Origin of the sequence: Synoicihabitans lomoniglobus, assembly GCF_029023725.1 — a bacterium.
Taxonomy (GTDB): Bacteria; Verrucomicrobiota; Verrucomicrobiia; order Opitutales; family Opitutaceae; genus Actomonas; species Actomonas lomonigloba.
In genome coordinates this window covers 3,841,298-3,856,057 of record NZ_CP119075.1, presented here as the reverse complement: position 1 = coordinate 3,856,057, position 14,760 = coordinate 3,841,298, and the positions used below count along the sequence as shown (strand labels likewise).

Genomic DNA, 14,760 nt, shown 5'->3' with positions numbered 1-14,760 from the left:
CTCGGGACCCGAGCATTCACCAAAACCCTCGCCGGGAAATCGCAAAAAATGACGGGATTCCGAAACGTAAACTACCAGCTTGCCCGCGCCATGCGCCTTGTCGGGGCGCGGACTGCGTGATACGAACCTTCATTTTAAGTCGGGCGACTGGGGTGGGAGAGCGTTTTCTCGTAGGCAATCTACCGAGAAGTTTTCGTCTGGCCTACGCGGATTGTGGTGATGATCACCGGTGAAAGCGTCGATTAGTTTGCCGACCTGTTTCCCACGTCTACGACGGCATCGTAACCGACAGATATTCCTTCGACAAATGCAGACCAGTTTCCGTGCAACAGGAGGCCGAAGCATGTGACCACTGCGAAGACGCGCAGACGTTGGTTCAATGCATGGTTATGGTTCTTTAAACGTCTCAACGCATACACGGCAGCGAGTGCCGCCACCGCCCATGGGATGCCAATGATTTCAGCCGCCGCCACTCCGATGGCGATCCCCATGAGACAATCGAACAGTTCTCGGAATTCGGCGGAATTTCTAGCGCGGTCGAATTTCAAGGGGTCATTGTTTCGCTGGCTTGGCTCGTGGGGGGATTGACCGGCTAAGTGATCTTTGATCGCCCTCTTCCATGAGACAATCCGCTAGAAAAAGCGAGCGTTTGCAACTCAGGCAGTCGGCTCTGCGCGACTTCACTGGAAGTGGAAACCCAATGGTAAGCGCGACGGCAGTCCAGACGTTTAATTCTCTGATTCGCACGGTGCCCGAGCCACACTGCGGACAAATCAAGATCCCTGTTTCGCAAGGCGGTCGTTCCAGAATCTCTCGAGCGCGTTCAACGTCATCATCCTCGACTTCAACTCGGACCCCACCGATGGCATTCGAATAATACCAGTAAGCACTCACGATGTGTTCATCGCGAATGGATGCGTTCACGCCGTTGCCCTGCAATCGTGCTCGAACCAAAAATGCTTCCTCCGGCTTTGAGAAGCTGGCGATAGTTTTCATGACCTGAGTTTGCGGATGGATTGAAGTCAGCTGAGGCGACCATCGGCATCTAATGGTAGGAGGTCCGAAAGGCCGAATGGATTCTCAGAATGTTGTCCATCACCTGCTCTTTGACCCATTTATTCAGGTAGCGAGTTTTCCGCGCGTTTTGAATGGCGTCAGGCGGTGACAGGTGAATTTAGGGCGCGGATTAACCCGAATAAGCGCCTCCAAAAACTCGGCTGACCTCGTCGGATTGGCCTGAATAGCCTACGTCGCTGGGCTAGGGATTCGGGCTCTGTTTATCTCTGTTTCCTCCTGTAAGTAAAACCTGCGGAGTGGTCTTTCATTGGGAGCGCCGCCCGCTGTCACGATCGGTCGGGAGCGTTTGCGAGCAAACGGCCTACGTCGCTGCGCGGTGTATCCAGACTCCCTTATCCAAGGTTCTCTCCTGTAAGAAAAGCCCGAGGTATGGGAGCGCCTGCGAGCAGGCGGCCTACGCCGGTTGTGGCGAGTGAGCGGTTGCGTCGGGGGGGGCTTCAGCGGTCGCCTTTTCGGCTGACCGCTGAAAGCTGATCGCTTACCGCTGTTGCCTCACACCTTGGGGAACTTGGTCCAGCGGGCGCCTTTGTTGGAGCTTTTCACCACGGTCTCGATGAAGAGCATACCGGCGATGCCGTCGTCGATCGTGGGGAAATCGTAGCCTTTTTTGGGCGCCTTGCGGCCGGCCACGGCGTCGGCGATGGCGGTCGCGGCGGCGGCGTAAACGTTGGCGAAGGCTTCGATGAATCCTTCGGGGTGGGCGAAGGGCGTGCGGGTCGCGCCTTGGGCCGCGGCCCCGAGGTAGCTGTTGCCGCGGCGGTGCACGACGGGCGGGGCGTCGGCGCACTTGAAGGTGAGTTCGTTGGGATTCTCCTGGTGCCACTCGAGTCCGCCTTTGGTGCCGTAGACGCGGATGTTGAGGTTGTTCTCGTCGCCGTTGGAAATCTGCGAGGCGAAGAGGATGCCTTTGGCCCCGCCTTCGAAGCGGATGAGGCAGTTGCCGTCGTCGTCGAGCGGGCGGCCGGGGATGAAGGTGGAGAGCTCGGCGCAGATTTCCTCGATTTCGAGCCCGGTGATGTAGTGGGCGAGGTTGTGAGCGTGCGTGCCGATGTCGCCCATGCAGTTGGAGATTCCCGAGGTAGAGGGATCCATGCGCCAGTTGGAGATGGCTCCGTCGCCCTTTTCCTCGAAGGCGGTGACCGCGTAGCCTTGGGGATACTCGACGACGATTTTGAGAATTTTACCAAGCTTGCCGGAGGTGATCCAGTCGCGGGCTTCCTTCACCATGGGGTAGCCGGTGTAGTTGTGGGTGAGTGCGAAAACCTGGCCGGTTTTTTCGACGACCTTTTTGAGGGCGCGGGCTTCTTTGACCGTGAGGCAGAGGGGCTTGTCGCAGATGACGTGGATGCCGGCTTCGAGAAAGGTTTTGGCGACGGCGAAGTGGGTGTTGTTGCGCGTGACGATGGAGACGAAATCGATGCGTTGATCAGCGGGCAGCGCGGCCTCGGCGGCGGCCATGTCCTCGTAACTCGCGTAGACGCGGGCCAGATCGAGGTAGAAGTCCTGGCCGGAGAGTCGGGACTTTTTGGGGTCGGACGAAAAGCAGCCGGCGACGAGTTCGATCTGCCCGTCGAGGTTGGCGGCCATGCGGTGCACGGCACCGATGAAGGCACCGCGGCCACCGCCGACCATGCCCATGCGAAGTTTACGATTCAGTTTCATATAAAGGGATACGTTTTCTAATTAACCACGGATGGGACGGTGGTTTTCCGCCTGCTTTTTTTTAACCACAGATGGACACCGATGGCTCCACTACCGTTACGCGATGGAGCCTTGGGCGGGGTAGCGTGGTCATTTTTGAAGTAGAAAGAACTTTCAGCCTGATGGCTCCGGATCTGTGTCAATCTGTGTTTATCTGTGGTTAAAAAAAACGGCAGGTTGATGGCTGCTCGTCTTACAGCGCAACGGGGGTGCCGGAGGCGGCGGAGGCGTAGGCGCCGTCGATGAGCTTCATGAGGGAGAGGGCTTCGCTCGGGGTGTTGAGCGGCTTTTCCGTGCCTTCGAGGGTCTTGATGAAGTTGGCGGCGGAACGCTCGCGGCCCATGGTCTCGTCGGCGGCGACCTTGATGGTGCGATTCACGTGGAGGCCGTTTTCAACGGTGTAGAGTTCGCAGTCATCGACGGAGGTTTCATCGAGTCCGTCGACGCCGAAGAGGCGACGGATCATGCCGCCGGCTTTCGAACCTTGGAAGACGCAGGAGCATTCTTCGCGTTGGTTCATCTCGGCCCAGGATACCTGGAACGACATGGATTGGCCGGTCTTGAACGTGACAAAACCGTGGGCGGCGGCCTCGACGTCGTTCACGCCTTTGGCGTTGTCGGGGATGCCCCACGGACCCTTGAAGGCTTTGTTGTCGATATGATCGTGGTAAGTCGTGGCGAGGACGTGCGCGGGCTCGGGGTAGCCCATGAAATGCATGCCGAGATCGATCATGTGGAGGAGGTCGATGAGGGGACCGCCGCCGGCGAGGCCTTTGTTGGTGAACCAACCGCCGAAGCCGGGGATGCCGGCGCGGCGGATCCACTTGGCCTGGCAGGTATTGATCGTGCCAATGGAGCCGTCGGTCACGTAGCCGCGCATGGCGTAGCTTTCGGGGCGGGCGCGGTTGTTGAAGTTGAACATCAGCGTTTGGCCGGTCGACTCGGCCGTGGCTTTGAGTTCGGCCATCTCGGCGGCGCTCATGGCGGGCGGTTTTTCGCAGAAAACGTTTTTGCCGGCCTGCATGGCTTGGAGGGCGAGCGGGGCGTGAAACTTGTTGGGCACGATGACGGACACGCCGTCGAGCTCGGGCAGGGCGGTGAACATCTCGGCGACGTCGCCGAAGGTTTGCGGGATGCCCTGTTTGGCGGCGGTGGCCTTGGCGGCGTCGTGATTGACGTCGGCCATGGCGATGACCTCGGCGCCGGCTTGGCGGAAACCGGCGATGTGGTAGGCGGCCATGCCGCCGGCACCGATGATGGCGATTTTTTTACTCATGAGTGGGAAGAGAGAACGAGCGGAAAGACGGATTTGTTGTTAACCACAGATGGACCCCGATGGCTCCACTCCCGTTACGGGATGGAACCGGAGCGCGGCGGATTTGCGCTGGGATTTGGAGCTTGAGATTTGAAATATCCCGCCAACGGCGGGCTATTGATTTTCCTTGTCGAAGGCGGCGTCGAAGGCGACGGCGCTCTTGGCGAAGTCGATGCCGTGGCAGAACGCGGCGGATTCGGTGCCGCCCTGAACGCGGTCCATGCGGATGTCTTCCCACTCGACGGAAAGAGGGCCGGCGTAACCGACGTCGTTGAGGGCGACGATGATTTCCTCGAAATTGATGTCGCCGCGGCCGACGGAGCGGAAGTCCCAGAAGCGGCGGGCGTCACCGAAGCCGGTGTGGCCGCCGAAGACGCCGACGTCGCCGTTGCCGTGATCCCACCAGACGTCCTTCATGTGAACGTGGAAGATGCGTTTGCCGAAGTCGCGGATGAACTTCACGTAGTCGACGCCCTGATACCCGAGATGGGAGGGGTCGTAGTTGAAGCCGAAGCGCTTGTGGTTCTTGATGGCCTTGAGCGCGGTGTGGGCGGAGGCGATGTCGAAGGCGATTTCGGTCGGGTGGACCTCGAGGCCGAAGTTCACATTGACCTTGTCGAAGGCGTCCATGATCGGGCCGAAGCGTTTGGCGAAGTCGTCGAAGCCGGCCTGCCAGTATTCCATCGAGGTGGGCGGGAAGGCGTAGAGGGAGTGCCAGATGGAGGAGCCGGTGAAACCGTTGACGACGGCGGGAGCGCCTTTTTTGGCGCCGGGTTTGGCATCGAAGAACTTGCGGGCGACCTTGGCGGTTTTGGTGAGTTGTTTGGCGGCGCGCTTGCGGACGCCTTCGGGGTCGCCATTGCCCCAGACGGCGGGGGAGAGGATGGCTTTGTGCCGCTCGTCGATGTTGTCGCAGATGGCCTGACCGACGAGGTGGTTGGAAAGGGCGAAACACTCGAGGCCGTGATCGGCGAGCAGCTCCCACTTTTCCTTAATGTATTTGGCGTTGGCGGCATCCACATCGAAGTGGTCGCCCCAACAGGCGAGCTCGAGGCCGTCGTAGCCCATGCTCTTGGCGAGGGGGGCGAGTTTTTCGAGGGAGAGATCGGCCCATTGGCCGGTGAACAGGGTGACGGGTCTCGACATAAGTTTGGGTGGTTAAAGGGTCTGGGGAAGTGGGAACCGTGATCTTTTGAGGTGGGCGCAGACGCGCAACCTTGAAACCTGTTTCCGACAGTATCCGTTCAGTCAAAACGTTAAAATAAGGCCGATAAATCGACCGATTCCCGATGGACCGGGTGGCGCGATGCCCGGGCGGCGTGGTCAACAGACTGAGCCAAAGGGGGTGAAGGGATTGGACGTGGGCCGGGTTTACCCTAATTCACCTTGATCCGATTTTCTGTCATCATGTTTTGGTTTCGTTTTATCTGCTGCTGGTTGGCCGGCGTGGGCGGGTTGGTTTTGCGCGGCGCGGAGACGAGCCCGACGGGTGACGAGCCAATCATCATCCAGACTCCGGACCTGAACTATCCGCGTGAAGCCAAGCTGCGTGGCATGGACGGTTTTGCCACGGTGGTGATCGAGGTCGATGAAAACGACCGCTTGGTCGATTGGATGGTGATTGAGTCGTCGCATCCCTATTTTGCGGAAGGGGCGGCGGAGATTGTGCAGAAGTCGACCTATCAGGCGGCGCGGTCCGAAGGACGGGCCATTCCCTTGCGGGCGCAGGTGCCGATCGAATTCAAGACCGACGGTATCGTGGTGAACAGTGATTTTCAGACGATCGTGGATCTCTATCTCCAAGGCGGACACCCTCGCAATAAAGTGTCGCGGTTGCCAACGTTGCGCGAGTTGGACGGCATCCCGGTGCCGTTGGAAATCGCCCCGCCGCCGTTCCCGGCCGAACTCGCCCGGGAAGGTGTGGTGGGCACGGTGGTGATCGATTTTTTCATCGATGAAACCGGGGCGGTGCGCATGCCGGCGATCGAGAGTCAGGCCTATTCGGAGTTGGGCACGTTGGCCTTGAACGCGGTGCGGGCCTGGAAGTTTGCCCCGCCGATGCGGGGCGGGAAAGCGGTGACGGTGCGGGCCTCGCAGGAGTTCCGCTTTCGCGAGGGCAGTCCGGTAGCGCAGTGAGCGTTTTTAAAACGCTAAACGCTGAACGCTGAAAAACTGAAAAGCTACGATGCGCGTGCGCGGGAGTGCGGAGGCATGGTGCGCAGGAAATTAATGGAGTGGGCGGTGCTGGAGCTTGATCCTTTCACGGGCCTGCGAATCTAGTCGGTCAGGCGCTTGGTGAGTTTCTCCCGGAGTTGTTGGCGGGCACGGTAGAGGCGGGTTTCGATGCCGCGGGGTGAGCAACCCACCACGTCGCCGATTTCCTGATAACTCAGTCCGTCGAAATGATGCAGGAGCACGACGGTTTTGAGCCGATGCGGGAGGCCTTCAATCGCTCCGACCAGCGCGTCGGCGCGGTCCGATTTTTCCGCGGCGGCGGCGGGGTCGGGATTTACCGTGCCCAGCGGTTGGGTTCCGCCGGGCTCGCCGGTTTCGGTCATCTCCTCCCAGCTGTCGCCGGGATGGCGGCGGCGCCAGCGCAGGCGGTTGCGGCAGAGATTGGCGGTCGTGGTGAAAAGCCATGCGCCCAGACGGGTGTCGGCGCGGAGTTTCGCGCTGGAGCGGTGGAGCCGCACAAAGGCTTCCATCGCGATTTCCTGCGCGTCGGTCGTGTGTTGCAGGTAGCGCCAGGCAAAGGCGTGAAGGCGCTTGGCCCACCGGTCCATCACCCGACGCAAGGCCTCCGGATCGCCTGCACGGAGATCCGGCAGGTCAGCGAGATCCGGGTCGGTCTCTTCCATCGTGCGGGGTATGGGGGAGCGGGGACGAGGGCGGGCGGCTAGTCGGGAGAGGCACCGGAGGGGCTGGCCGGTGCCACCAAGGCGAGGTAGCGCGAACGTTGCAGCGGGGACATGACATCGGCGGTGGCGGCGATGAGCGAGCGGGCTGATTGATCAGCGGCGGCTTCGATCCGGCGGCGTTCGGTGACGAAGCGGGCAAACTCCAAAAAGTCGACGCGACCTTCCGATCGGCGGGCCGCTTCGAAGGCCTCGAATTCGTTCTCCATGCGGCTGATCTCGAGGGCGAGCTGTTGCAGGCGGGTGCTGGAGCGATCGTGCAATTCCACCACCCGGGCGAATTGCTCATCGGTCAGCCGCAAGTCCTGTCGCATCCAGGCGAGTTGGCAGCTCAAGTCGTCGCCGTCGCAGGCGTTGCGCCAGGAACTCCAGCCTTGAAACGCGATCAGTCCGGCGGCGAGGCCGAAGAACATCACCAGAGCGCCACGGTTCAACGGGCGTCCTCCGGTTGGTCGCGACGCGGCGGCGGAGTCGTCAATGCGTCGGGTTCGATGCGCGGATTGATGAGTTGCAGATAGCTGTCGACGACCCGGGCGTGGGTGCGGCTGCGCTCCGCACTGGTGCGGATTTCCGCCAACAGCAGGCCGAGCAGCGTGCAGGCAAAAACAAACACGACGGCGAAAGCGGGTTGGGCGAAGGTGGTGTTGAGGTTGGCCCACCACCCGTGCCGATGGGGCGGGATCGATCGGGCGATGCGTTGTTGGACCTGCGCCTTGAAGTCCGCGGCCAAGGGCGGGGGCGATGGATAGGTTTTGAGCAGCTCGTCGAGCGGATCGGGAGAGTCGGACATGGGAGGGATCGGTAAATTCGCGGAGGGGGTCGACAGGGACACCCCAACGCCTAACCCCGACGAGCGCGAGATTCCGTCATCGGGTCGCCAGAAAAACCCGCGGCTTCACTCCGGGGTGAAGGGGCGCGGATCGGGTCCGCTTTTCCAGACGAATTACTGATACAGCCAGAAACGCTGGCTTTGTTTTTGGTAGATCGCGGCCTGCTGTTTCCACGTGGCCAACCACGCATCGAGATCGACGCGATCGCCGTCGCGAGCGATGGCATCGAAAAACGCTTCCGAACCCAAATGTTTGATGAAGAGCTCGGCGCGACTACGTGGCGTCGCGACGTAGGGGTTGGGCTTTTCCAAGGCGCAGGCGAGACGCATGAGGTGGAAGTTCATTTCGGTCGGGTTCCATTGCGACCAATCGGTGACCTGCAGGTAAAGGCCTTCGGTGGGTCGGCCGGCGCGGTCGTTCACCTGCACCCGCTGAATGCCGACTCCGGGGACATGGAGGGCGCGGAGCAGAGATTCCAATTCGTCGATGCGAGTGCCCCCGTGGGCAATGCCGCGGAACGGATAGATGTTGGGACCCAGGCCGTGACTGAATTTGTTAAGTTCAGCGCCGAGCCCGACCATCGGGTAACCGACCACGGCGGCGAAATCGGGGATCATGGGCGACGTGGGCACCCAGTTCAGACCGGTCTCCGGCCAGCGCATGGAGCGTGTCCAACCGCGCATGGGCACGACCAACAGGTCGCCGGCGGCGAGGGTGGCGGCATCGACATCGAGCACGCCGGGCGCGTGCTTGGCCATGCGGGCGAGTTCGCCGATGGTGAGGCCATGCACGTAGGGCACGCGAAACGCGCCGACGTAGCTTTTCCATTTGGCGTCGAGCGGCGGGCCGTCGACTTTGAGACCGCCCAGCGGGTTGGGGCGATCGAGCACAATAAATTGCACGCCCGCCTCGAAGCACGCCGTCATGGCCAGTCGCATACAACTCACGTAGGTGTAGCTGCGCGTGCCGATGTCCTGCAAATCAACCACGAGGACATCGAGTCCGGAAAGCATCTTGGCGGTGGGCGTGCGGTATTTGCCGTAGAGGGAAAACACGGGCAGGCCGGTGCGGGGGTCGATGCGGTCGTCGACCGGCACGTTGGCTTTTTCATCCCCGTAGATGCCGTGCTCGGGTCCGAACAACGCGACCAGATTCACCTGCGGAGCCTGTCGCAACACGTCGACGGTGCTCACGCCGCGACGATTCACGCCGGCGGGATGAGTGAGCAAGCCCACGCGTTTGCCGAGCAAGGGTTTGAAGCCGGTCGCCTCCAGCACATCGATGCCCAGCATGACCGGATAAACCGACGCCGATGCGGGAGGGGCGGCTGCCGCGGTGGGCGCGGCCATGGGCTCGTTCGACGGAGCCGTGGGCGCGGCCCGGACAGTTGAGGGTCCACTTTGATGGCCGGCGGCACAGCCGAAAAATCCGGCGACCAACAGGCTTAAAAGGGGAAGCAGAGAAATCGAGGGGCGGGACGAGGTGCAGCCGGTCATGAAACGCGGCTCACTTTGTCGGCGGCACCGGAGGGGTCGAGCCGGAACGACGTTTGCGTTCCTCGACTTTGGCTTTGTGGGCGACGGCTTGGGCGACGCCGTTGCGCCACAGGATGTCGAGAATCAACCCGAGCAATGCACCGGCGATGATGCCGCCCAGGACGAGGGAGTTGACCGTGGTTCCGAGCGTTTGAGTCCACGCCAGATCCACGGGCTCCATGCCGGCCGCACCGGTGTGTTCGAGCGGAGTGCCGCCGTCGACGGGCACAAACTCTCCGCTCGCGCCGAAGCCCGAGGCTCCGATGATCCAATGCCCGAGCTGGTAGGTGCCAAAGTAAATGAACGCGGCGGTAAACGGATTGGTGATGAACTGCAGGCCGATCAGCAGCATCACGTTGCAGCGCAGCAGCAGGGCCAACCCAAACGCGACCGGCACCTGCACGCCCATGATGGGCAACACTGCGACGATCGCGCCGGCATACAGTGCCGGTCGCACGTCCTCTTTGCGAAACGACCACAAATAGGGCATTTTGCGCGCCGCATCGGCGAAACGTCCGATGAGCGGGTAACGATGAAAACGGGCCCGGCGCGGCAAATACCGGAGCATCCACTTAGCGCGACGAATGCGTGCAAAGCGACGTTGGCGGTTTTCGGGGTGTTCGGATTGGTCCACGTAAATCAAGGAGGCCGCGCAACGTGCCGGTCCGACGCAGGGCGTGCAAATGGTTTTCGGTTATTCTTTTCCGTTTCGCGACGTCGGCGGTGAAAGTTCCCACGCTCTGCCGCGGGCGTGAACAGGTAGTGTGTTGCGCGGTGATGGGGCGGGAACAGCCAATATCTGGAGAAGCTGAAGTGGCGTGGGCGGGTCACGCTGGGGACGCTCGGCTGAGCCGCGAAGGTGGAGTGATATTTCGGGGAGACGGTTTTCGCTAGTTACTCGCAATAAGCATTGTCTGGGCCCCGGTGTGCACGTAGGAAACGAGCATGCGGCTTGTTTTCCTACTCATTGCCATGAGTGTGTTTAGCGGAGATTTGTGGGCGCAGGTTCTGCGTAAGGGGATGATACCGATGGAAGTGCGGGAAGTGCTGGGGCCTCCGCAATCATCCATGGCGATGGGGGAAAGTGAGATCTGGCTTTATCCCGAGGGAGGGCGGGTCGTGTTCATGAGTGGCAAAGCCGCCAAAGTGGATAAGTTTACTTTCGGCGCTGCCGAAGCCGTCGCGGAAGCACCGTCGGCGGTCGTCGCGACGGAAACGGACGTGCCTCCGGACGCACTGGCGTCGGCGGCGGAAACCGCGGCGCCCGACGAGTTGGCGGATACGGTTGCCGCGACCGATGAGCCGGCGGATTTCAGTGCGCTCGTGGAGCAGATGGAAGCCGAGGACGCTTACGAATATCAGGAGCCGGCCGTCGGGCAGCGCGTCATGGCGCTGCTGCTACAAACGGTCATCGCGATGGTGGTGATGATCGTGATCCTGAAACTCGCGTTCAAATGGTCGGACATCCACGGCGATTGGGGGCAGATGATTTTGCCCGCCGCCGTCTCAGCCGGCACGCGCGCCGTGGTTTTGGCCGTGGCCGAATTCGGGTTCAACACGACTGCGGTTTTTCATGTCGACCACGCCTTGTCCTACTTCGCCCTGGTTATTGCGCTGATGAAGACCACGCATGCGAGCTCACTGCCTCGCGCCGTGGCGGTGGCCGGTGCCGCCAAACTCGCGAGCATTGTGGTCTGGGTCATCATCTCGGTGGCACTCCTCCAGACGATGTTTGGGTGAAATCGGCCGCGCGGCGCGGTGATCAGTCGTTGAAAGTCATGCGCGAATTTTCGCGGAGATAATCAGCGATGATCCCGGCAAAGGTTTCGGCGAACTCGGCGTGTTTTTTCGCCCCCATGCCGAAGATATCGTGCATGGCGTCGGGGTTTTCCGGATACTCGCGAGCCATCTGGCGCAGAGTGGCATCGCCGAAGATGACGTAAGCCGGCACGCCGCGTTCGTCGGCGAGGCGTTTGCGTTGCTGGCGCAGCCGGTCGAAGAGAATCTCGTCGCACGCAATCTCGCCCTCGCGCTTGCGGCGCACCCGGGCGGCCTTGGGCGTGATCATGGGCTTGGTCAAGGTGATCGGCGTGCGGGCACGCAGAATGTCGACGCCCTCCTGCGTGAGCTCGACCGTGGGATACTGGCCCTCGGTTTGCATGAGAAAGCCGAGCCGCAACAGTTCACGGAAGACGGCCGCCCACTGGGGGCGGGAAAGTTCGGTGCCGATGCCGTAGGTGGTCACGCGATCGTGGCCCCAGCGGCGGATTTTGTCGGTGTCGGCGCCGGTGAGCACTTCGATGACGTGGTTGGCGCCGCAGCCGAATTGGGAGGCGCGACGCACGCGGTAGACGCACGATAGAAATTTCTGGGCGACGATGGTGCCGTCGTAGGTCTCACGCGGTTCGAGGCAGTTGTCGCAGCCGCTGCAACCGTCGATCGTGAACGACTCGCCGAAATAGCCGAGGAGTTCCGACCGGCGACAACCGGCGGATTCGGCGTAGTGCATGATCTGCCGCAACTGGGAACGGGCGACGCTGCGTTCGTGTTCGTCGGTGATTTCGTCGATGAAATGCGTTTGTTTGGCGGCGTCGCCGGCGCTGAACAGCAACAGGCAATCCCCGGGCAAACCATCGCGGCCGGCCCGACCGGTTTCCTGATAGTAGCCTTCGATGTTCTTGGGCAGGTCGTAGTGAATCACCCAGCGGACATTGGGTTTGTTGATGCCCATGCCAAACGCGATGGTGGCGCAGATGATGCGCACATCGTCGCGCAGGAAGGCCTCCTGGTTCTCGGCGCGTTCGTGGGCCGGCAGACCGGCGTGGTAGGGCTTCGCGGCGAAACCGCGGGCAGCCAGTGCTTCGGCACACCGTTCGGCGGCGGCACGGGAGGCGCAGTAGACGATGCCGCTGTCGTCGGGCCGCGACTTGACGAAGTCCATGATCTGTCGCGCGGGTCCGTTCTTCGGCAGCACCTTGTAGGTGAGATTGGGCCGGTTGAACGACGCCACAAACACGGCTGGCTCTTTCAACTGCAGATGCGAGACGATGTCTTCACGCACGCGCTCGGTGGCGGTGGCGGTGAGGGCCATGAACGGCACTTCGGGCAGGATGTCCCGCAGCTCGGACAACTGCCGGTATTCCGGCCGAAAATCATGGCCCCATTCCGAAACGCAGTGTGCCTCGTCGATGGCGATGGCCGCGACATTCCAGCCGGTGAGGTTCTGCTGCCAATTGTCCAACATGAGTCGCTCCGGCGCGACGTAGAGCAGGCGAAACTCGCCGCGGTGCAAGCCCGCCATGCGCGAACGAGCTTCGGCGGAAGACAGCGACGAGTTGAGATAAGTCGCGGCGACGCCGGCGGCCTGCAACTGATCCACCTGGTCCTTCATCAAAGCAATGAGCGGCGACACGACCACGGTCAGTCCCCGATCGGCGCGCACCAAAGCCGGCAGTTGGAAACACATCGACTTGCCGCCCCCCGTGGGCAGGAGGGCGAAGACATCACGTGACGCGAGATGCGCTTCGATGATCTCGCGCTGGAGCGGGCGAAAATGATCGTAGCCAAAGGTGGTGCGGAGCGTGTCGAGAAGTTCTGGCAAAGTTGATCCGAGCGAACCGGACCGGGCCGAAGCGACCAAGCAAAAAGCCGCCGGGAAGTCCCGACGGCTTTCATTAGGGGATTACAACACAACTAAACCCATTGGCGCCCACCAAAGTAGCACCGCCGGAAACCCATAGTCTCCGGGGCGGGTGTCGGTTGCCGATGACAAAGCCGTTCCGTCACCGCGATATCACCCGGCTGAAACCTGTGTGACGCCACGGCAGCAGCAAGGTGACATCCCGATGGCGACCAGTCGGCCCGGCTCGAAAGTGTAACCATTATGGTTACACTTTCGAGTCCGGCGGTGCGGGGGCCGGTGGTTCCGCGCGGGGAGGCGGCGGATTATTTCAAGCCGAGAAAGGTGGCGACGGCGCGGACGGCGGGGGCGGTGCGGTGACCGCGGGCGCAGCGGCGGGAGACGACGCGGAGGCGACCGGCGACGCGATCCGCCTTGAGGTCGATGTCGCCGATGAGGCGATCACCGGCGAGTAGCGGCAGGGCGTAGTAGCCGCGTTTCCGTTTGGCGGCCGGCGTATAGACTTCCCACGTGTAGTCGAATCCCCACAACTTTTGGGCGATGGTGCGGTCGAGAATGAGTGGATCGAGCGGGGCCAGCAAGCGGGGCTCGACCGGCGGTTCGGCAGCGGTCTCCAGCAGGGGGATGTCGCTACGCAAGCAGTAGAGGGAGGGGCATCCTGCGACGCTCACCGGTTGCACCAGATCGGACACGAGCGGGAGTTCGGTGCGTTTGAGGGTCACCAGGCGGTGTTGGCGCAGTTTGAGGTGAGCGGTCCAACGGTCGATCGCCTTGGCCGTGGGTTTGCGTTGGCTCAAAACCGGGGCGGGCAACACGCGTTCGGGCAGGTCGTAGACGCGGCGACCATTTTGACGGCGGGCGATGAGGAGTCGGCCCTGGCCGAAGAGCTTGTCCATGACCACCTTTACGGTGCGGGAGGTATTCCATCCGTTGTGAGACCGTTCGTCGTGGTCGATGTGTTCGGACGCGAGGGCGCCGCGGGCGCCGATCTCGGCGAGGATGCGGCGGGCCAGCGTGCGTTCGGGGGCGGTGAGCTGACCCATCCATTGACCGGGCGTGCGGGCGCGCTGGGCCATGACCGCGTGCAAGTAAGGCCAGGCTTCGACGCCAAACGCGGCCAGGACCCAGCGGCCGGGATGGAAATGTTCGAACGCGGTGCGTTCCGCCGCCGGCCGAGTGGTGGTGTCGAGGGGAGCGTCGTCCGGCACCCCATGCAGGTGCTGGTGAAGATGGCCTTCCTCGTAGCCGGAGACGCGCACGCGAGCGATGTGCTCATGCATGCGACCGCAGACATTAATGGGATCAATCTGAATGAAGCCCTGATGTTCGAGCGCGGAGGCGAGGGAAGCGTGGGGCTGGATCAATCCGGTGGCCCGCAGGGCGAAGCGGCGGGCGGTCGCGGGGTCGATCGTGAGCGGAGGGGGTAGGGGCACGGGTCGAACCATTTGGCGGGGAGGCGAGCGCGAAAACAAAAAACCGCCGGGCCCTTGCGGGACACGGCGGTGCAGATAGTCAGGGCCGATTAAATTAGCGGATCAGCCGTTCGTAGACGGGGGGCTCGGGTTTCCAATCGCGGTAGTCCGCATTGAGATCGTCGAGCCACGCAAAGAGCACGTGCGTGCGCAGCCAAAGGACGGCGCGGGTGCGGTAAGTGGAAGCGGGCGGGAGAGTCATGATGTAAGTAACTACACCAGTTCGGAGCAAAAGTTGCGCCCGATCTTCTCGGTCGCTCGATTATTACCAAATC

General features: G+C 61.9%; 15 protein-coding genes. 2 read left to right on the top strand and 13 right to left on the bottom strand.

Annotated elements, in window-relative coordinates:
* Window positions 1–242: 242 nt before the first annotated feature.
* The 5 genes from PXH66_RS14855 to PXH66_RS14835 form a co-directional block, all read right to left on the bottom strand.
* Window positions 243–548: a hypothetical protein gene (locus tag PXH66_RS14855; protein ID WP_330929824.1), complete on the bottom strand. Its 306-nt coding sequence runs from the start codon at window positions 546–548 to the stop codon at window positions 243–245.
* Between the two features lie 4 nt (window positions 549–552).
* Window positions 553–996, bottom strand: a complete 444-nt coding sequence (locus tag PXH66_RS14850) for a putative signal transducing protein (RefSeq protein ID WP_330932059.1) — start codon at window positions 994–996, stop codon at window positions 553–555.
* Between the two features lie 573 nt (window positions 997–1,569).
* Entirely contained in the window at window positions 1,570–2,739 is a 1,170-nt protein-coding gene (locus PXH66_RS14845) for a Gfo/Idh/MocA family protein (RefSeq protein ID WP_330929823.1), read from the bottom strand.
* A 232-nt stretch (window positions 2,740–2,971) separates the two neighbouring features.
* The gene (locus tag PXH66_RS14840) at window positions 2,972–4,054 is read right to left on the bottom strand and encodes a Gfo/Idh/MocA family protein (protein ID WP_330929822.1); all 1,083 of its coding nucleotides are present in this window, start codon (window positions 4,052–4,054) and stop codon (window positions 2,972–2,974) included.
* 153 nt (window positions 4,055–4,207) lie between these two features.
* Window positions 4,208–5,239, bottom strand: a complete 1,032-nt coding sequence (locus PXH66_RS14835) for a sugar phosphate isomerase/epimerase family protein (RefSeq protein WP_330929821.1) — start codon at window positions 5,237–5,239, stop codon at window positions 4,208–4,210.
* A gap of 261 nt (window positions 5,240–5,500) precedes the next feature.
* On the opposite strand from PXH66_RS14835, the gene PXH66_RS14830 reads away from it, so the two are divergent.
* The gene (locus PXH66_RS14830; RefSeq protein ID WP_330929820.1) at window positions 5,501–6,229 is read left to right on the top strand and encodes an energy transducer TonB; all 729 of its coding nucleotides are present in this window, start codon (window positions 5,501–5,503) and stop codon (window positions 6,227–6,229) included.
* A 140-nt stretch (window positions 6,230–6,369) separates the two neighbouring features.
* Here the strand turns inward: PXH66_RS14830 and PXH66_RS14825 are convergent, their stop codons facing one another.
* The 5 genes from PXH66_RS14825 to PXH66_RS14805 form a co-directional block, all read right to left on the bottom strand.
* Window positions 6,370–6,951: an RNA polymerase sigma factor gene (locus PXH66_RS14825; protein ID WP_330929819.1), complete on the bottom strand. Its 582-nt coding sequence runs from the start codon at window positions 6,949–6,951 to the stop codon at window positions 6,370–6,372.
* A gap of 38 nt (window positions 6,952–6,989) precedes the next feature.
* Complete coding sequence (locus PXH66_RS14820; RefSeq protein WP_330929818.1) at window positions 6,990–7,442, bottom strand: hypothetical protein; 453 nt, start codon at window positions 7,440–7,442, stop codon at window positions 6,990–6,992.
* Window positions 7,439–7,798 (bottom strand): hypothetical protein, encoded by a 360-nt coding sequence (locus PXH66_RS14815; RefSeq protein ID WP_330929817.1) that lies wholly within the window; start codon window positions 7,796–7,798, stop codon window positions 7,439–7,441. Before PXH66_RS14815 ends, PXH66_RS14820 begins: the two co-directional genes overlap by 4 nt.
* Window positions 7,799–7,951: 153 nt before the next feature.
* Window positions 7,952–9,187 carry a DUF1343 domain-containing protein gene (locus PXH66_RS14810; RefSeq protein WP_330929816.1) on the bottom strand — a complete coding sequence of 412 codons (1,236 nt, stop codon included), beginning with the start codon at window positions 9,185–9,187 and terminating at the stop codon, window positions 7,952–7,954.
* Window positions 9,188–9,344: 157 nt separating this feature from the next.
* Window positions 9,345–10,007: a DUF2062 domain-containing protein gene (locus PXH66_RS14805; protein WP_330929815.1), complete on the bottom strand. Its 663-nt coding sequence runs from the start codon at window positions 10,005–10,007 to the stop codon at window positions 9,345–9,347.
* 338 nt (window positions 10,008–10,345) lie between these two features.
* On the opposite strand from PXH66_RS14805, the gene PXH66_RS14800 reads away from it, so the two are divergent.
* Window positions 10,346–11,113, top strand: coding sequence for a hypothetical protein (locus PXH66_RS14800; RefSeq protein ID WP_330929814.1), 768 nt, complete (start codon window positions 10,346–10,348; stop codon window positions 11,111–11,113).
* Between the two features lie 22 nt (window positions 11,114–11,135).
* Here PXH66_RS14800 and recQ read toward each other — a convergent pair whose 3' ends face one another.
* The 3 genes from recQ to PXH66_RS14785 all read right to left on the bottom strand — a co-directional run bounded on the left by recQ (window position 11,136) and on the right by PXH66_RS14785 (window position 14,687).
* Window positions 11,136–12,974, bottom strand: a complete 1,839-nt coding sequence (gene recQ, locus PXH66_RS14795) for a DNA helicase RecQ (RefSeq protein ID WP_330929813.1) — start codon at window positions 12,972–12,974, stop codon at window positions 11,136–11,138.
* Between the two features lie 344 nt (window positions 12,975–13,318).
* Window positions 13,319–14,446, bottom strand: a complete 1,128-nt coding sequence (locus PXH66_RS14790; protein WP_330929812.1) for a DNA glycosylase AlkZ-like family protein — start codon at window positions 14,444–14,446, stop codon at window positions 13,319–13,321.
* Window positions 14,447–14,540: 94 nt separating this feature from the next.
* Window positions 14,541–14,687: a hypothetical protein gene (locus PXH66_RS14785; protein ID WP_330929811.1), complete on the bottom strand. Its 147-nt coding sequence runs from the start codon at window positions 14,685–14,687 to the stop codon at window positions 14,541–14,543.
* Between the last annotated feature and the right edge of the window lie 73 nt (window positions 14,688–14,760).